General features: G+C 59.5%; 12 protein-coding genes. 7 read left to right on the forward strand and 5 right to left on the reverse strand.

The window, feature by feature from the left end; translation table 11 throughout:
- The first annotated feature begins 6 nt into the window (after positions 1–6).
- The 7 genes from PQR32_RS37175 (at position 7) to PQR32_RS37205 (ending at position 11,282) form a co-directional block, all read left to right on the forward strand.
- Positions 7–783, forward strand: a complete 777-nt coding sequence (locus PQR32_RS37175; protein ID WP_408239425.1) for a Hachiman antiphage defense system protein HamA — start codon at positions 7–9, stop codon at positions 781–783.
- Positions 767–4,279 (forward strand): DEAD/DEAH box helicase, encoded by a 3,513-nt coding sequence (locus tag PQR32_RS37180; protein ID WP_408239428.1) that lies wholly within the window; start codon positions 767–769, stop codon positions 4,277–4,279. The genes PQR32_RS37175 and PQR32_RS37180 overlap by 17 nt, the downstream gene beginning before the upstream one ends.
- A gap of 60 nt (positions 4,280–4,339) precedes the next feature.
- Positions 4,340–6,274 (forward strand): Qat anti-phage system ATPase QatA, encoded by a 1,935-nt coding sequence (qatA, locus tag PQR32_RS37185; RefSeq protein ID WP_408239431.1) that lies wholly within the window; start codon positions 4,340–4,342, stop codon positions 6,272–6,274.
- Positions 6,274–7,158 (forward strand): Qat anti-phage system associated protein QatB, encoded by an 885-nt coding sequence (gene qatB / locus PQR32_RS37190; RefSeq protein ID WP_408239434.1) that lies wholly within the window; start codon positions 6,274–6,276, stop codon positions 7,156–7,158. The genes qatA and qatB overlap by 1 nt, the downstream gene beginning before the upstream one ends.
- Positions 7,155–8,522, forward strand: a complete 1,368-nt coding sequence (gene qatC, locus PQR32_RS37195) for a Qat anti-phage system QueC-like protein QatC (protein WP_408239437.1) — start codon at positions 7,155–7,157, stop codon at positions 8,520–8,522. Before qatB ends, qatC begins: the two co-directional genes overlap by 4 nt.
- 13 nt (positions 8,523–8,535) lie before the next feature.
- A complete protein-coding gene (gene qatD / locus PQR32_RS37200; protein WP_408239440.1) occupies positions 8,536–9,285 on the forward strand; it encodes a Qat anti-phage system TatD family nuclease QatD in 750 nt (249 codons plus the stop codon).
- Positions 9,286–9,629: 344 nt separating this feature from the next.
- The gene (locus PQR32_RS37205) at positions 9,630–11,282 is read left to right on the forward strand and encodes a hypothetical protein (protein ID WP_408239443.1); all 1,653 of its coding nucleotides are present in this window, start codon (positions 9,630–9,632) and stop codon (positions 11,280–11,282) included.
- 238 nt (positions 11,283–11,520) lie between these two features.
- On the opposite strand, the gene PQR32_RS37210 is transcribed toward PQR32_RS37205, so the two are convergent.
- From PQR32_RS37210 to PQR32_RS37230, 5 genes are all read right to left on the reverse strand, one after another.
- Complete coding sequence (locus PQR32_RS37210; RefSeq protein ID WP_408239446.1) at positions 11,521–11,874, reverse strand: hypothetical protein; 354 nt, start codon at positions 11,872–11,874, stop codon at positions 11,521–11,523.
- Positions 11,871–12,905, reverse strand: coding sequence for a hypothetical protein (locus PQR32_RS37215; RefSeq protein ID WP_408239449.1), 1,035 nt, complete (start codon positions 12,903–12,905; stop codon positions 11,871–11,873). The genes PQR32_RS37210 and PQR32_RS37215 overlap by 4 nt, the downstream gene beginning before the upstream one ends.
- The gene (locus tag PQR32_RS37220; protein ID WP_408239452.1) at positions 12,902–13,819 is read right to left on the reverse strand and encodes an MvdC/MvdD family ATP grasp protein; all 918 of its coding nucleotides are present in this window, start codon (positions 13,817–13,819) and stop codon (positions 12,902–12,904) included. Before PQR32_RS37220 ends, PQR32_RS37215 begins: the two co-directional genes overlap by 4 nt.
- Before the next feature lie 328 nt (positions 13,820–14,147).
- The gene (locus PQR32_RS37225; protein WP_408239458.1) at positions 14,148–17,126 is read right to left on the reverse strand and encodes a TrlF family AAA-like ATPase; all 2,979 of its coding nucleotides are present in this window, start codon (positions 17,124–17,126) and stop codon (positions 14,148–14,150) included.
- Positions 17,127–17,332: 206 nt separating this feature from the next.
- Positions 17,333–18,310 (reverse strand): hypothetical protein, encoded by a 978-nt coding sequence (locus PQR32_RS37230; protein WP_408239455.1) that lies wholly within the window; start codon positions 18,308–18,310, stop codon positions 17,333–17,335.
- Positions 18,311–19,196 lie beyond the last annotated feature (886 nt).

A 19,196-nucleotide genomic window follows, 5' to 3' on the forward strand; every position in this document is an offset into this window, starting at 1 on the left:
GCAGGCATGGCGCAATTCAACGATTGGTGCTTAGCAGTCGATACGCCAGTAGGCAACCACTTCATCAGAGTTATGACGGGACAGCCGGAGCACCTTCCGGTGGGCGTCCAGGCTACCGCTGCCATTGTTCCGGCGCACTATGCATCGGAAGAACAGGTCGCACGGGCACTTGTGCGTCTGGGCAAACCAGCGGCGGCTGCGCTGATTCAAGGCAGGCTACCGACCACCAAAGCAATCCGATCCGGAGACCTCGGAGAGATTTATGCGACTGAATGGATCGACGCGCATAGCGGGTATCGCGCGCCAATCAAGCGATTGCGCTGGAAAGACCATCGCAACATGGCCATGCGCGGCGATGACGTCATCGGCATCCTCCAGGATGCTCAGACTCAAAGGCTGCATTTTCTGAAGACGGAAGCTAAGAGCCGTGCCGCCTTGACGGCTCAGGTCCTTACGGATGCGAGGGCCGCTCTCGACAAGGATGGTGGCCTGCCCTCTGCACATGCGCTTTCGTTCATCTCCGCGCGATTGCTCGAACTGGGCAATCTACCGCTTGCCGACGCCGTCGACGATGCGTTGCTCAAGCATGGGATTCCGGCTCAAAACGTCCGGCATCTTCTCTTCACGTTCTCAGGAAGTCCGCCGAACGCCCTGTTGACTGCCGCTCTCCAAGCGTACCCAGGAGCGATCACCCAATGGGGCGTTGGGCTGCGCGTCGAGGGTCATGCCTATTTCATCGGAGCGGTCTATGACCGGGTGATCGCTGATGCCAACAACACCTGAGGCAATTGCGGCAGACATCACAGAAGCGGCAACTGCCGGTTTCCGTGGAAGTCTCATTGCACGAGGCCAGGCGAGAGCAATCATCTGGCGCGGCGGGGTGCTTCCCCCCGACGCTCCGGCCTTCGCAGCACAGCTTAGCTACGACCTGCATTCTTATGGCTACGTCCTTCTCGGGCTTGGCCTTCGCCTGCGCGAGCTGGGCGGATCGGATGCGCAGGCGCGGATCGCATTCGAGCAAGCCGCGACGGCCCTCGAGGCGGTGATCGCCAAAGGTAATCCGGATGAGGCCGATCGCGATTTTCACTTTGCGATGGCGGCGGCGAGCTACCACCTTGCGCACCTTTCCGCGCGCGCCTACTCTCTGCTGGCGATCGTCGCGGGGGACGCGAATTTCGCCCCCACGGAACGAGTCCTGACGTTGCTGATGAGGCGGGACTTCCGTACGCTGCGAACCACTGTTCTCGATTTCCGAGCTTCTGGTGAAGGCAGTGACACCGAGATCGCCGCACGGATGCGGGCCAGACTCGACAGGGTCGGGGCGTGGATCAACCTGGCCGGCGACGGCGAAGATATCCTTTTCGAAGGCCTGGACAAAGCGCTGACGGACATATTCATGGCAGGGATGTCGCTATTCCTGCTGGCTCTCGAACGAGGCGAGCGGGCGTTGGTTGACCAGGCGCTGGAGCGGCTTCGCACGAACCTCTCCGTCTGCAGCGAAATGAACATGCTCCCACAATGGTGGGTGAATCGAATCGCGATTCATCTGCTTTCCGACCTGTGGTCAAGCACCTTTCATGAGAGGGTTCCGTTCCAGCCTGCAGGCGGCGAAGCGGCCGACTGGCCCGCGCTTCGCGTATTGTTCCTCGCGCTATTGCAGAGCCGCCCAAAGGCCGAAGTAGATCTCTGGCCTTCGCAGATAGAGGCCGCCAACCGCGCTATTGACCAGTCAGATGATCTGGTTGTCTCTTTGCCCACCAGCGCTGGCAAGACCCGCATCGCCGAACTGTGCATACTGCGATGCCTCGCCGGCAAGAAGCGAGTGGTCTTCATCACTCCGCTGAGAGCGCTGTCTGCGCAGACCGAAGCGACCCTTCAACGCACATTTGGCCCGCTTGGCAAGACCATCTCGGCGCTCTACGGCAGCATCGGCGTCAGCGGCTTCGACGAGGATGCGATCGGCGAGAGGGACATCGTGGTAGCCACCCCGGAGAAGCTCGACTTTGCGCTGCGGAACAACCCTGCCCTTCTCGATGACGTCGGTCTTCTCGTCTTCGATGAAGGACACATGATCGGGCTCAACGAGCGCGAGGTTCGCTACGAGGTGCAGATCCAGCGGCTTCTTCGCCGTCCGGACGCGCATCAGCGGCGGATCGTTTGTCTTTCAGCGATCCTGCCGGATGGCGATCAACTCGACGACTTCGCGGGCTGGTTGAGACGAGACCATCCTGGCGGACTGATCAAAAACGATTGGCGACCGACCCGCCTGCGGTTCGGCGAGGTGGTGTGGACGTCGCCCACAGCCCGATTGAACCTTCGCGTCGGCGACGAACGCCCCTGGGTACAACGCTTCCTCACCGGGGAGACGCCCCCGAATTGGATTCCGCCGAAGCGCCGTCGTACGACCTTGTTTCCCAAAGATCAGCGCGAACTCTGCCTGGCAACAGCCTGGCGACTGATTGAGGATGGCCAGACCGTACTTATTTTCTGCCCGGAGCGGCGCAGCGTCGAACCCTTCGCCGACGTCATTGTCGATCTTCACGAGCGCGGCGCCCTTCGCTCGTTGCTCCAAGCCGATCCCGCGATCCTCAACACCGCGATCGCGCTTGGCGAGGAATGGCTCGGGCCAGACAGCGCGATCCTCAAATGCCTGCGCATCGGCGTCGCACTTCATCACGGAGCCCTCCCAACCGCCTATCGCAAGGAGGTCGAGCGCTTGCTGCGCGACAACGTGCTAAGGGTGACCATCTCGTCGCCGACCCTCGCACAAGGGCTCAATCTATCAGCCACGGCCGTCGTCATGAACTCTCTTCACCGAAACGGTGAGAGGATCGAAATCTCCGAGTTCAAGAATGTTATCGGCCGAGCAGGACGCGCCTATGTCGATGTCGAGGGCATTGTGCTTTTCCCCATGTTCGACGAGATTGCAAAAAAGCGACGCAACTGGGAAGCGCTCATCACCGATCTCGGCGCCAGAGAGATGGAAAGTGGCTTGGTGAGGCTGGTCGCTGCCTTGTTGACGCGCATGCATGCACGCATTGGCGGCGACCTCAATCAACTGATCGAGTACGTCGTCAACAATGCCGCTGCCTGGGCGTTCCCGGAAATCGCAAACGAAGAGCCCCAGGACCGCCAGCGCGCTCTTGCCGACTGGGAGCGGCACATCGCAACGCTCGACACCGCCATCCTCAGCTTGATCGGCGACAACGACATCCCCGACGAAGGCGTCGAGGCGGCACTGGATGACGTGCTTCAGTCCTCTTTGTGGCACCGCCGGCTCTTGCGCCAGAACGAGCAAACTCAGCAGGCTCTCAAGGCGGGTCTTCGCTCCCGAGGGCAGCTTATCTGGAGTCAATCGACAGCAGCGCGCCGTCGGGGCTATTTCCTCGCAGGGGTCGGACTGACGACCGGTCATGCGCTCGATGCGATCGCAGAGGACGCCAATCGCCTTCTTATTCAGGCCAATGGTGCCATCCTTCAAGGCGACGCCGAGGCGGCGATTGCTGCCGTCGCCGCCCTCGCGGAACGCGTCTTCACCTTCTATCCTTTCACGCCCGACCCGATGCCAGCAAACTGGCGCGACATCCTGCACGCCTGGCTGTTTGGAGAGTCTCTTGCCGGCATCGCCCCCGGCCAAGAATCCGACACACTGCAGTTCATCGAGGGAGGATTGGTTTATCGTCTTCCCTGGGCGATGGAAGCGATACGTGTGCGCGCAGTAGCAAACGGCGATACCGTGGACGGCATGCCGATGGACGGTTACGAACTGCGCTTGGCGGTGGCCGCAGTCGAAACTGGAACTATGAATCGCCCGGCCACGATCCTCATTCAAGCCGGCTTCAACTCCAGGCGCGCTGCCATCAAGGTCGCGACAGACACCGGAGCGACTTTCCAAACGGCCCACGAACTCCGGCATTGGCTCAAATCGGAGGCCCTGGCGGCGTGGCGCGAAAGACCTGACTGGCCGACACCAGAAACGAGGAAAATGTGGACAGAGTTCGCGCAAAGCTTCATCCCACAAACGAATCGTGTCTGGGCCGATCGGCGCTACTGGGCTGGTGTGCAGTGGCTTGGGGCACCGCTGCCACCAGGCACTCCCGTTCAAGTTCATCATTGGAATGGTCAGCTCAGCGTGCTTGCGGCTGATGGTACTCCGGTGGGCACGCTGCTGCATGCCTTGAATCCCAGGAGAGCCGGTTTGCTCCTCGCGCAGGTTGCTCAAGATATCGGCCGACTCGACCTCAGGTATCTCGGACCAGATGACTTTGTTGATATCTAGCCGACGTAAGAGAGGGTCTCAAGTGATGTAGGAACGACTAGAAAAGCAAGGAAGAGACGAATGATCCTGACCGATAACGAAACCAAAGTTGATCTGCTAAACAACGAGGCCATTGCTACTACGATCATCGGGTTGCTTCGCGCGAAGCCCGACCATCCGGTGACGATCGGCGTGCACGGTGACTGGGGGGCGGGAAAGTCCAGCGTGCTCGAAATGATCGAGGCTGGTTTCGCCGATCAGGACGATGTCCTGTGCCTCAAGTTCAACGGATGGCGCTTCCAAGGTTTCGAGGACGCGAAAATCGCCTTGATCGAGGGAATTGTCACAGGCTTGGTCGAAAAACGTCCGGCGCTAAAAAAGGCGGCAGTGGCCGTTAAGGATGTCTTCCGTCGCATCGACTGGCTGAAGGTCGCCAAGCGGGCCGGCGGCCTAGCCCTGACTGCATTCACCGGCATTCCAACGCCCGAGCAAATCGGAACCATTATCGGCTCGCTCGAAGGGCTGATGGCAGACCCTGCCAAGCTCCTCACGAAAGAAAACCTCTCGGCAGCCATCGACGAGGCGAAGGCCGTACTGAAGCCGGGCGAGTCCAAGAATGTGCCGGAGGAAGTGGAGGCCTTCCGCAAGGCATTCGATCAGCTCCTGAAAGATGCAGGAATCAAACAGCTTGTTGTCCTGATCGACGACCTCGATCGATGTCTGCCCGACACCGCCATCGAAACGCTCGAAGCCATCCGGCTGTTCGTGTTCACCGCGCGAACCGCGTTCGTCGTCGCGGCTGATGAGGCGATGATCGAATATGCTGTGCGCAAGCACTTTCCCGATCTACCTGACAGTACTGGGCCGCGAGACTACGCCCGCAACTATCTCGAAAAGCTCATCCAGGTTCCGTTCCGCATCCCGGCCCTGGGCGAAACCGAGACACGGATCTACGTCACGTTGTTGCTCGCTGGCGCCGAAGTCGGGGAGAACGACGAGAACTATGGGAAGCTGATCGCCGTAGCGCGGGAGAAACTGAAACGGCCGTGGACCAGCGGCGGCCTGGATGCCGCGACGATCAAGACCGCACTCGGCCAGCAGGCCGAGAAGGCGAACAATGCGCTGGCGCTCAGCGACCAGATCGGCCCCATCCTAGCAAGCGGCGCGAAGGGCAACCCGCGCCAGATCAAGCGCTTCCTCAACACGCTGCTGTTGCGCGAGCGGACCGCGACTGCACGCGGTTTTGGCGACGACATCAAGCTACCCGTGCTCGCGAAGCTCATGCTCGCAGAACGATTCATCCCAAGGTTGTTCGAGCAGATCGCGTTCGTCGCAGCAGTCCATCCGCAAGGCCTGTGCGAAGACCTTGAGACGCTGGAGCAGAGCCTGGTGTCGGCTGGCGGCAAGGATCGAGAGTCGAAGGGGCAAAAGGCCGCCGAAGCGGCGCCAGCCACCGACAACGTCGTGCTGAACGAGTGGAAGTCGTCGGAGACGGTGCGCGACTGGGCGCAGCTCTCCCCGAAGCTGTCAGGACTCGATCTGCGCGCCTACTTGTTCGTCACAAAGGACAAGAAGGATTACTTTGGCCCGGTGTCGGTACTCGGCCACCTCGCTGGCGTGGTCGAGAAGCTGTTCGGCGGCAGGATGACCGTCCAGGGCTACGAAGCCGAGTTGAAGCAGCTCGTGCAACCCGAAGCCGAGAAGGTCTTCGAGGCCGTGCGCAGCAAGATCATGAGTACGGGCGCCTTCGACACCAGGCCTGCAGGCATCGATGGCCTCGCCGTTCTTGCGAAGGCGCAGCCTGCGCTCCAGAGTCGGTTGATGGACTTTCTGGAGGCATTGCCGGATGGCAAGTGCGGGCCTTGGGCTGTCAGTGGCTGGCAAGGCGTCATCAAGGACAGCGAATGCACCGCTCGCCTGACGAAGCTGCTGCGAGACTGGAGCACCATTACCAATAACCCAGGCCTCAAGGCCAGCGCCGAAGCGGCGCTCAACAATGTGAAGCGAGGACGTTAATGGGAACCTCGACGGCTTACGGTGGCCCCGGTGGCGGAACACCGCTTGTTCCGTCATGGCTGGGTGACGCCGATGGCACGGGCGCACCCGCAGCCCCGCCTGGCGATGACGCAGTCCCGAACGGCCAGCCACCGGCGGATGGCACCGCGCCGCCGGTGCCGCCGAACCGGCCACCCATCCCCAAGACGGCGGACCCGCAGCGTTTCTCCGGTGCTCGGAACAGTTTCACCCGATTTGCCGGTTCTGGTGGCAGCGACCGCGCCAACCTGGGCCGCGCAGTATCAAGATACGTCTCAACATCGGCCGGCGGCGCGCGCCAGGCGGCCCGACGCATGGGTGCCTCGCGCGGAGCCGGTGCACGGCTCCTCGGCTTTCTCGCCGATGCACAGGCAAGGGGCATACGTGAGGCGCTGCGGGCACTCGACCTGGAGTCGTTGGCCGGACGACCGCTCACCGAAATCTTCGTTGGCCTCGCCGACTACGTCTGTCCAGGCGCGGGCACTGTCGATGAAGGCATCGCCCGCGAGGCGTATATTGAAACCATCGTCGAACTGGCAAGCGAAGGGCTGACCGATCTGACCACCTTCACGCCGGATCAGATGCAGACAGTCTTCGAACTGTATGCCACCCACGCGATAGAAGCGCGCATCTGCAACGACATTGGCACAAAGGCCGTGACCATGCCTGCGGACACGCAAGCTGCACACCGTGTCGAACAGCAGTTACGCGATTTCATCCGCGGCGGGGTGAGTGACGCGCTGAGTCGAGCACGTGCGGAAACGCCGAACCTCACGCCCGAGCGAATCCAGGGTTTCGTCGATGCGGTATACGAGTCTGCATTTGCAATCCTGCAAGCCCTGGGCGATTCGGAGGCGGACCAATGAAAAGACAACTCCTGGCGGGCCGCTTCGGTCCTGACGATAGCTTCGATGTGACGGCGGGTGCCGACGAACAGAGGACCTACCTGCAACTCGTTGCCGGCGAGAAGGCTTTGAATCATGGCATCGGTGGCGCGCTGACCAGCTTAAAGAAAATCGGCGTGTTTCCCTCTGAGATCGGCATTGACCTGCTGGTCCTGGCCGCCCATGTCCATGCGGCGGACACACGCATCTCTCGCACCGAGCAGTCGCAAGACTCGTGGACGCGCGAGATACGACTGGTTGTGCCGGTAAGCGATCCGTCTCGCTGGGCCGCTGCCGCACCGACTCTCAAGAAGTCTCTGGATTTCCTGACGGGCGATCGCTGGACGATCGGGTTCAGGGCGCGTCCAGATCGGTTCGCGACGATCACCCAAGCAGCACATCCGAGTCTGATCGCACCGCCCTTTGATTCCGTCAGCCTGTTCTCTGGTGGATTGGACAGCTTGATCGGGGCCATCGATCTGCTGGACGACGGCGCCACTCCCCTACTGGTCAGCCACTTCGGCGAGGGCGCGACGAGCGACGCTCAAAACAAGCTGTTCGCAGGTTTGAAGAAGCACTACGTCAAGTCATCTTTTGAGCGTTTGCGGGTCGGCATGACCTTTGTGGATGGTCTTGTGGAAGGCGTCGGCGGCGAGAACAGCACACGCGGCAGGTCGTTCCTGTTCTTCGCTCTCGGGGTGTTCGCGGGTACCGGGCTTGGGCGCCGTTTCGTCCTGCGTGTCCCCGAGAATGGGCTGATCGCGTTGAATGTGCCTTTGGACCCCCTGCGACTGGGATCAAACAGCACCCGCACTACGCATCCGTATTACATGGCGAGGTGGAACGACCTGCTCGTCGCGCTCGGCATAAACGGCGAGATTCGGAACCCTTACTGGGACAAGACGAAGGGTGAGATGGCCGCAGCGTGTCTCAACCCTGACCTCCTGAAAAAGCTGGCGACGGATTCGTTGTCGTGCTCGTCCCCCGCCAAAGCCAGATGGCTTGGCCATGGAATCGAGCAATGTGGCTATTGCCTGCCATGCCTCATCCGTCGCGCAGCGTTGACAGCAGCATGGGGAAGCGGGAACGATCCGACGACGTACACGGTACCCGATCTTCATGCGCAGCCGTTAGACACACGCCAGGCGATGGGAGTGCAGGTCAGATCGTTCCAGTACGCGATCGAGCGCTTGAGGGGCAAGCCCCAGCTCGCGAACCTCTTGATCCACAAGCCCGGCTCGCTTGCGGATGAAGCTGCACACCTAGACCAGCTTGCCGACGTCTACCGGCGGGGCCTGGGCGAAGTCGCGCGGCTTATCGACGGTGCCAAGGCGAGGCCAAGTTGATAAGGGTACGCGCATGATCGCCACTACGGGCCTGGTCGACTTCCATTGCCATCTTGATCTCTACCCGGACCACGCCGCGGCTGTTCGCGATGCCGATGCGGCCGGCGTGTTCACACTCGCGGTGACAACGACACCGCGCGCGTGGCCTCGCAATCACGAACTTGCGCAGCGTACGAAGCATGTGCGAGCCGCGCTCGGGCTCCACCCCCAGCTGGTTGCGGAGCGTGAAAGCGAGATCGAGCTCTGGGATCGGCACCTCGCGGAGACGCGATATGTTGGCGAAGTCGGGTTGGACGCAGGCCCCCGGTTCTACAAGTCGCTCGACGCGCAGAAGCGTGTGTTCCAGCACGTGTTGCAGCGTTCCGCGCAGGCAGGCGACAAGATCATTACTGTGCATACCGTCAGATCAGCCAAGGCAGTGCTTGATCTTGTCGAAGCATATCTGCCGCCCGAACGCGGGAAAATCGTTCTCCATTGGTTCACGGGAACAAAAAGCGAGGCGAAGCGCGCGCTGGCGCTAGGCTGCTACTTCTCTATCAATGCGGCAATGCTTGGCAATGAAAGGCACGCACCGATGGTGCAGGCGATTCCCCTGGATCGGATACTGACGGAAACTGATGGTCCTTTCACCCGGACAGGCGACAGACCTTCGCAGCCGAGCGATGTAGCAAGTGTCGTCGAAGAACTGGGGCGCTTCCATCGGGTATCTGCTGGCGACATCGCCAGCCTCATTCGTGACAATCTGCGAGCGCTGCTCGGATAGCGGGAAGTGGAACGCCCGAGCGGAGCCTGCAACCGTTGGCGTGTTATTCAACCCGCCTATCGCCACGTGATGCAGATCTGGGCTGACTATATTGAGGGCTATACGGAACAATACACGCAGCTGGCGCAGTCGATTAAAACTGCTGCTCGACCAGCTTCCACCTTTGTCCTCCGTGCTTCCGCTTGCCATAAAATGATTCAAACTTTCGACCTACGGATTGAGCAATGCGCTCTGCCCCAATGAATATACACTCGTCCTCCTCCACAAGTACCGTACAGGGTGGTGCGAGCGCCAGCCAACTGCCCGAGTCTCAGCGATCACTGTTAAATCGACTGCTCGAACAGATGCTGCTCCTGGATGCGGGTGTGCCCGCGCTCAAGTTCCGTGCCGAAAACTACCCGGAAGTCGCCACGCTTGATCAACTCGAAGCGGGTGATCTGATCAGACGAGAGAACGATAACTATGTTGTTCGATCGTCTGCCCTGTCTTTCCTGGACGCCGAACCAGCACAGCGCCTGTTGTCAAACATCGAGCGTGTGTATGCCGCTCTTCGTCTGCAGTATCGGCAAACCCAGCAGGCACAGGTTCCAGTTACGGCATTGGCTGCGCAAGCTCGACTTTCAGTCCCGGAAGTGGCTTCAGCGCTGCAGATGATGCTGGATACCTCTTGCTGGTGCGCCGGTTGGACGACCGATATCCGGAAAGAGGACGCCTATGTCTGCCCGGGAGAAGGCATCCTGAAAAACGAAACCTACGTACAGCTTCTTGATGAAGTGCGTAGCTGGAGCGCGCCTCGCGCCTCCTTCGAACCGTTTGAGATCATTCCAACGATTGACTTCCGCGACCGCGAACCGGAGCGTGACGTGGAGCGCGCGCTGCCGGCGGCACAGGCTGAAGCACTACTATCTGTAAGTTCGGACCTTGAAGGCATGAACTTCGGCCTCAACGAGTACTACGACGACCTTGAACCCCAAGGCGTCATCGACTCAGTACTCACCGGGAAAATCAATACGCTGCGCATGTACTGCGAAACAATCGGTTGGCGCGGCCTGGCTGGACGACTGCGAGCGTTGACGCCTCTGCGGGGCAACGCTGTTGAAGCGATGGAGCTCGTGAAAAGCTTCATCGTTCCTGAGGTTCGTCGACTCACCGTCGTGCAGGTGTCGACAAAACCCACGGAGATCAAACAAATGGATGACGTCATTCGAGCGTGGCCTGCGGCTCGGGCCTGCCTGCAGGAGTTTCGTTTCGATGACATCAAGGAAATAGCCGGTCTTGCCGGATTCGATGTCACGGCCACTGCTCATCTGGTCCAGAAGTCGCAGGGTGGCGCTACCAAGGGCCAGTTGATGTCGGCAATAGACGAGCAGGTCGGAACGATGGACTCAGATGCCAGATACCACTTTCTGACAATCCTGGTCGAAGAAATACTTCGACGACGCTCAGAGATGCAGGAGAAGCTCTCCGAGTATCTGAGCCGACTGGGCTGGTCATTCGTGAATCAGACGCTCGTGCCGCTGAACGTGTTTGACACCAGTACGCTGGCAGACACACCCGGCGAATCCCACAAGGACCTTTTGAAGGCAGCGCAACGCCTGCGCGACGGCGACCTGGGCGGCGCCATCTCTGCCGCATGCGGTGCAGTGGACGCTGCCACGTCTAAAGTCTACGAAGAGCGAAGTCTTGGGGATCCGACAAAAGCATCCTTCCAGGAACGGTGCAAACGAGCCGCCCTGGCCAAAGGAGTGATGATTGAACTTGATCGCCAGCTCACTGCGCTAGGATGGACACAAACGGAGGTTTCTCCGTTCAGGAAGAACCTTGAAGGCGCGCTCAACCAGGGAGCCTATGTGATGCAAACACTTCGCTCTCACATGGGCGATGTCCACGGCACCAAACCGATCTTGAGGTCGCTGGTGTTCGACTGCCTGCGATGGGCGGAACTCATCGTCGGCTCGCTTGCGGAACGCCCACACGCTTTGCAGAAACAGCAATAGAGGACTCGTTCGTTGGGTCGTCATCGTGCGAGGAATATGCTCCGGCAGGACACCACCCTTGTCGGCATGGCAGACCCGGCGGCAGAGTTTGTCCTCTGCGTTGCCCTGCTGGCAGACGGGAACGGACCTGTTCCGTCACGGTCCAATTTTCGACTGACCGCTTGTGCAACGAAACAACGAAGTCGGAATGCCGCGCACGATCAGCAGACTGCGCGCGGCTCGATTCCGACAGAATCAGTTAATGGTCTGTAGTGCCGGCTATTGGATAGATGCCATCTTCATCGGCTGGTTCAAGCGACTTCGTAAAGATGGTTGAATCCAGCCGGATCATGTCGGGATCAGCCGGTTCGGTCGACTCCGTCATGTAAGTCGAGTCCGACATGAATTGATCCGTGTCGTTTGGCTCGACACTACGGGTAATGACTGTAGACAAAACGGCACTATCCGGATCAACTGGCTCCACGGTGGCCGTGAGCACGGTACTGTCCAGTACGGAACCCGCGTTCGGGCGATGTTGTTGCAGACGGTGATCAGGCGATTCCGGGATAATCGTCCTGACTGAGTCACTATAGTTAAATATGTATGGTTTCATTGGGTTCCTTCGTCCAGTTTCACTACTACGCTCGCATCGCCCCAATCAGACTGTGGCAGTCTGATGTCACGAATGTTCTCGTCGCCACTGGCAAGCTTCAGTATGCCAACGATCCTGTCTCTGTTGCGATTGGCATGTTGCCCGCTGACGATCACGAATTTTTCACCGCCGTCGGACAAATGTTTGCCAAGCTCGGCAAGCAGCGCGGCGAGCTCTTTGGTGGCGAATGATCCGTTGGCGTTTATTACTTTTGCGCCCATCCCGGACCCGCCGTCTGTGGTTGGTTGCTCTCGCTCTGGGTGTGACATGATGAATTGCGCAGCGATCCATAACGGAACCGCCACGCACAAGGCAAGAATCATATTCGACTCAACATTCTTCACCTCGCTTGCCAGCGCGCGAACTTCCTGATTTGACGCATACCAGTTTGTATAAGCAAGTACGGCCTGGGTGCAAGGCGAGGTGTCTGCGGCAAGATCCTTGAAGGTGGATCGAACGATGCCCTTGACCTGCATGCTGGACCATATAAAAGCGCCGCACGCGAGCATAAACAGGCATCCGATTCCAAAGACGAATCCAGCGACGCACGCACTTCTCGACGAGATCGGCAAAATCATCGTCAGTATGTAACCGTAAAAGCCGACCAGTGCGAAATAGCTCGTGATGTGTGCTGCAATCCGTGCTTCCAATGAAGATTTGGCGTCTTCGTTATTGTTGAATCGTTCCTTCAGGAATTCATACTGAATCTCAAGCTGTTCGTTCGTGAGCGCGCCAGTGTTGGTCCTGTAGTTCGCCGTCAATGTGTCTATGGTCTGCTGCGAATCAAGCAGGCTCATTTCACTGAATCTGAGAAGCTTGACCAGACCAGGGCGTCCTTTATAGAAAGTTAGCAGGTAAAACTTCGCCCTGCCAAGAACCAGCACGAGCAGTGAGAAACGGCGTGGCAAACCAGACCTGTAAGCACCGTATGCGTCGTCGCACGATATGTGACATACGGGTATCCGGTTGAAGAAATAGAGCAGAAAGTTCACCCGTGTGTTCCCGTCAGAAAATGGATCATAGAACGCGATATCTGGCCTTGCGCCACGTTGTCCAGCCAGGCCCACTGCCCGTTGGCATTCATTTCCAGAAAGTACGGCACCCCATCTTTCAGCATGAAATCGAAACAGCCGAACTGCATACCGAGCGCGCACATGAAGTCCTTTGCTCTCGACTCGAGTAAGTGCGGTAACGGTTCGAGCGAGTACGTGGGGTTGTTACCCGGTTTTCGCCAATCGACCTTGTCGGGTGAGTCGATCCTGATAGCGTGGCAATCGTTTCCAACAATAGTCACCCGGAATTCGTAATCTTTCTTGATATATTCCTGAAAGTATGCGGATACATATCTGAGACCCGAAGTATCGATTGAAGGATCCAGAAGGTTGGTCTGTACAAACTCCTTACGTCCGTCGTATTCAACGACGCCGGTTGCCAGTGGCTTGACGATGAGTTTCCCATTACCAAGTCGGGTCAGGGCAGATGCCGTATTGGTGATCAACCCTCGTGGTAGCTTAAGCCCCATTCTTTCGGCCAACTGCAGTTGCACAATCTTGTTGTTGGCCCTTCGCATAATTGATGGCTTTGACAGGCAAACACCTTCAAAACCCTCGACGATACCTTCGATCATTGAAAACATCTCTGTATGAGCGAAGGCGTGATACTGGGGTTCAAGGATCCCGCCAAGATCCTCCGGGATCGGTTTGCGGTACAGGATCGAATGGCATGTTGAAGTCGTGATAGTTGAATCGTCATCGATGATCTCAAAGCCATGTTCACAGATGACGATCTGATAGGTCGAGATGCGGTCAAGGTTCAACCGGAAAAACCGGACGTTCGGGTAACGCTGAATCAGGTAGTCACAGGTTCGATCATGACTGCCCGTCACCATGAGAATTTGTTTATCCATTTATCGGAATACATTGAATCCTGCGGCGGGAATGCCGCGTCCGCTTTCGGGAGCAGCAGCTCTGACGCCCCCCGCCACCATTCCTCACCATCGTTAAAGATCAGGCTTCGGGGGAACCAAACGAAGCTCGCGACTCAATGGGCGAAAACGAGGCGACTTGCGGTTTATTGATGGAAACCGCGCTCCCGGAGTACGACACGCGTAACGCATACCCACCCCGGACGGCCACTCGCCAAAAAAAATCCGGCCAGACAACCTGCAAGCCTGGACCGTCTCCTCACAGCGCTGAGGCGACGTGGGTAGCCAGTGTCAGTGCGTCCTGCAAATCTCATCGTTCAAGGCGCACTCTCAGGCGGCGGGCCCGTTCCTGGAACGCACCCTCTCCGCCTTCCAAGATGTCGCACACCGCTTTCCGGATCTCTGCGTTTTCCAGCCCGCCGGATTTGTAGGTAATGGGCGGAAGCGCTCCTGGCGGATGGGGTCCCGACTCTGCAATGATGATCTGATCTGCATCCGTATTGATCACGAGGTTAGCATTGTGCGTCACCATGATGACCTGGCGATACGCCTTCGCTTCGACGAAGAGATGAACGAGTTCGTCAAAAACGGACTTTGGGTCGAGATTCTCTTCGGGTTGGTCAATCACCAGCGGTCGGTTATCGCTGTCGTCAAGCGCCAGATAGAGAAGAAGCAGCACAATTCCGCGGGTGCCAGGAGACAACTTGCGGATATCGACGCCGTCATAGTCGATTCCGTAGCGCACCTCGACATGGTCCGTGCTGAATAGCCACTGCGCGAAGCGCCTGGACCAGGCACGAAACTCCGCCTGCTCGCTTTGTGCCACCGGTGAATGCTCAAGAAGATCCTTCTGATACAGACGGCGGAACTCGGCCATCGCGCCGCGCACCGCTGCGGAATCACCCGTCTCCCACGCTCCCTTTAGTATCTCGTTCGCCTTTTGGAGCAACGTGCCCTTACCACGAAATGCACCTGCCATCCGGAGATCGATGAGGGTGTCCTCCGCCTCTGCCGCCCACCCCTCCACGTTCGCCACCCGTGCGACGGAAAACGACAGCTTCTTCAGCGTACCGGACGCAGCGGCCAGCCGCGCCATAAGCGGCGCGTACAACTCTCCCAGCACCGTCTGTTCGGCGATCAGTGCGTCGAATGCCCGGCCATAGGCCTGCTCGCGCTCCTTCTGGAGTTCGCGCGCACGATCCTTCGCACCCTGAGCGTCCCTGATCTTGTTGTTGAGCGCCTGCAAGGCCGCCGTCTCCTTCGTGATGCGACCGGATAGCGCCGTATATTTCCGCTGTGTCTCCTTGTCGGCGCTGACCAGTTTCTCCAGGCGCGCCATCTCCGCCTCGAGCATCGCGAGCGACAGCTTGCTGAGATCGGCGTCATCCGGGAAGAAGGGCTCGTTGGGATCACCCGGCGCCGGGGCGACTCCCTTGACTAATGCGATCTCCCCATCGACCCACTTCACGTAGCCGGCAAGATTGTCGTCCACCGGACCTTTGTAATCGAGCAGGAACGAGGCCCACTGCTCGTCCGACATACCACTGTGAGGGTGCCGCACCTGAGCCTGGCGCAAAGCGTCAGGGGCCTGGTTGACGCGGAGATCCTTCACCTCGTCCTGCATGGCGAGGAATGTCTGCCGCTGGCTGGAAAGGTTTCGTAGTTTTGATCGCAGCTCGTTTGCGGCTGTTCCGAGTTCCGTGTGGCGCTGGGCGCGCCGTTCACTGCCCGCCGACACAAGCTTCGCCCGGTCTGCCGTATAGGCGTCAACCAGCTTTTTCTTCTGTGCGGCCTGGTTCTCGAAGCCGGAGAGGAGCTTCTCCTTTTCCAGCTCATTATTGATCAGATCGGAAAGCTGAGATACGGCCTCGGCTTCGCGTTCTCGCGCTAGGCGATGCCGTGATGCGCGCTGTTCGAGTAGCTCCTCGAAATCCAATGCCCCATCGCGCGACTCGTCGGGGTGCGAGTTGAAAATGACTCGCTCGATTTCCCGCAGGAGCCCGTCGGTCAATCCGTTTGACGAGCACAGCTCCTCCACGAATTGCTGGGAGAGATAGCGCACCCGCTCGTAAACAGCGGGACCATCTGCATCGGTCCCATCGAGCCTCCGGACACTTGGCTCACCCGCCGCCCAACTGATCTTCACCTTCCCGTTTCCGACCAGTTCGCGAGCGCGGACGAGAAAAGAAGGATTCGCCCATTCATTAGCATGCCACGCTTCGCTGGAAATCGAATCGCAGCCGGCCGCAATCATGTCTGCGAGCGCGGTCTTGCCGGACCCGCGCGCGCCGATGATGGCCACCAGTCCTGGATTGAGCGGGATGACCGGCGTATTGACCCAAGGCGCGTCCTGTATCTCGATCTGAGCGATGACCTGCGATGGCGTCGCGGTCGCCGGAGGCTCCGAGCCGACATAGGCGCGTCCGCCGGGATCGATGCATGCCTGCCGGAGCGAGTCAAACTCCAGTCCGCCCTTGACCCAGGAAAAGCGATCGCCGAATGGAGTGGCGACGTCTTCGAGCTTGTGCGCGTCACTTCCGTGCATGCACGGTTTAAGGCCCCCATACAGAGCGTAGATTTCTGCGGGTCCGAGGCCACGCTGGCCGAGCCAGAATTCTCGCTGCGAAGCGCTGCTGGCGAAGATCACATGAGCAAAACGCTCGATCTCGCGCCGGATCGTCTGATCGGCCGCCTCACGAACGCCGGATGTGCCGTCGTTTGCTCCGCCCGCAACGGCAACCAGGATGTTCTTCTTTGCCCATCCGCTTTCGCTGAAGACCTCGCGCAACTGCTGGAAATTCACCTTGAACTGGTTAGCTCCGTAGGCGAGCGCTGCCCGATCATCAGTGATATTCGGATCTGCCTTCTTCCCGAGGCGGATCAGCTCCGATCGCGTACAGTCAAAGCGATCCAGCATCACATTGAACTGAAGACGGGACAGCAGCCGCTGAAGTTCCTCCAGATGCTTCGGGTCGTCGGGACTCACAAACAGGTGAAGATTGACGAAGCCCCCCTTGGCAGTGGCAACGTCGAGTCGAAGCTCGACATTCGGGAAAACGAGCTTCACCCCCGGCAAGCGGCCTGCAACCTTGTGCCGGCACACTGCCTCATACGTATCGGTAACGTAATAGTCAGTGACGGCAATCGCCTCGATAGCGGGCGTCGCATTTTCCAGGGCGGCAAGATAGTCCTCCCATGCTGTCGGTCCGTTGAACTGATTGTTCATGACGGTACCGGGCGCGTGAATATGTGGCTCCCACCTGCGCCATTCTGACCCCCGACTCATCATTGTCACCAAGCCCCTATTTCCGAAAAATTTTTGGCAATCTCGCTACGTGTTCGCACGCACAACACTGCAGGGTGAACACAGTTTCAATGCTTGCGCCGCTCCTTCCTGGACGCTTTGGAATAACGCCCGCGCGCCAATAAACCGCCATGGCCTGCTCCATGCCCCGGTTCGCCTACGACATGAACGAACGCTATGGCGTTTGCCTGTCAATCTTCGGCTCCTGTAACCTGGCGCCGGAATTTCGGCTCAAGCATCAACTTGTGCGTCACATAGGTGACGGCCCCGGACGGATTACGCGGGTCCTTAGCCGTCTTTTCCACCTTGTCCTGCGCCCGCCAGATGCCGAACATGACGATGGCGGCACCCACTGGAAAGCTCAAAAGCCAGTTCGCGTCTTCATGGGCAATGCTGACTTCGAACGTCTCGACACGGTCTGGAGCAGCGGTTTTCCGGTAGAGCGCGTCACAGTTCAGAAAAGCATTCTTGAACCTGTCTCCCGGTGACGGAACGTAGTGCGAGCGCACGGTCGCCGCCAGTGCGATCGGAAAAGCGTTCGTCCCGCCCTGCCTCACCAGCTCCCACGCTTCGTCGTACCGCTCACGCTCGAAAAAGAAGTCCTTCCATGCGATGCGTCGCGTACCGAAACGCAGAATCAGTTCCGACGCCAGGAACGTATCCGATTCGCATAACGCGCGAAGGGCGACGACGTCGGCCGTCGTTCGCACGTAACCCGAGAGCTTCTTCTCTGACTGGACAACATCGATGGTGGCATTCCCGCCCGGCGTCCCGGTACCCGAACCGGGAGGGACGGGCGTCGTGCCGGAAAGCCCCTTGCCGCGCAGGCCATTGTGAAGCACGAGCAGTCGCAGTTCGCGTTTGCCGGTGTCGAGTGCCTTCACGAAATCCGGATCGGACTGCGCGACGATAGCCGTCAACCGTCCCGGCGCGTCATAGCGGCATCCGGCGACATGCCCGGAATCACTGGTCAGGCCGATGTAGGCGGGCACATCGATTGGCTCGATCCGGTTGGAGCGGTTCTGCTGGTAACGATGCACGAAACGCACCGCACATCCGCACGGCGGATGATCGCAGACAAGATCCGGTATCTCCCGCTGCGCGTCATGAAGCGCCTGCAACGCCTCAACGGTCCACGCCTTTCCCCGTCGATCCAGTGCGGACCGCATCCTGATTCCTTTTCCCATCGTTCTGAATCTTTTACTGTCAGGAATAGGCATGTTATCCCATCAAGACGCCGATGTGCGCGCAACAGCAACGTTGAAATAACGACCTGTGGCGAAGGTACCGCGCGGACCCATGAGCCTGGCCGGCGACAGCGCCGGTGGTAAATCGCGCCGGGCACGACCCGCGCAAACCTCCCTGAAAGACGGATGCGAGATCCATCGGCATGACCGGCTTGCGCGCCGGATTTGTGCAATGACACCGAATGTTTGCGGGAAAGCGGATCCGCGAGCCGGACAGCCTCCGCGCCGCTGGAGCAGGGCTCGCCTCAGACCGTCTCCGCGCTTGTTCATCCTGCACGCGAAGGCACCGCGGCGGGTGCCGCACGGGCGCGATCTGGCTGCAACAGCTACCCGCGATCCGCCACCGGTTCGTCGCGCACCAAGACGTGACGGCCGGACCGTCAATACCGATGAATGGCCCCCGGATAAGCCCGGATGACCACCTCACGGACCCATCGCACTTGCATTGGCTGCGCGCCGCGATCTCGTCGCGTGCGCATGCGGCCAGATACCCGCGCCGTACCGCGCGGCAGACACGGGAACCGGCGTTGACCACTGCCTCGTCTCAGACCTGCGGCCTGGTCCGCTGGCAATGGATCGTAACTGGCGCCTGCGCTCGCCACGCCACCCGTGTCAACGTCGGGCGCCCCTCGCCGCTCACGCGCCGTGACCGGGCTTTCGCGCTGCGCGTCGAGCCCCGTTCCGCGTCTCGCCCCTGACGGGCATCAATCCCTGGCGCAGCAGTTAGCCCCGTCGCCTTCGAGGAAGGTGCCGCATCCGCGGCACCACTGCCCGGTCCACCCGGGACGCGGCGTGCATCCAGCTCCCT

The sequence above is a fragment of the Paraburkholderia dipogonis genome (assembly GCF_046027395.1).
Classification (GTDB): Bacteria; Pseudomonadota; Gammaproteobacteria; order Burkholderiales; family Burkholderiaceae; genus Paraburkholderia; species Paraburkholderia dipogonis_A.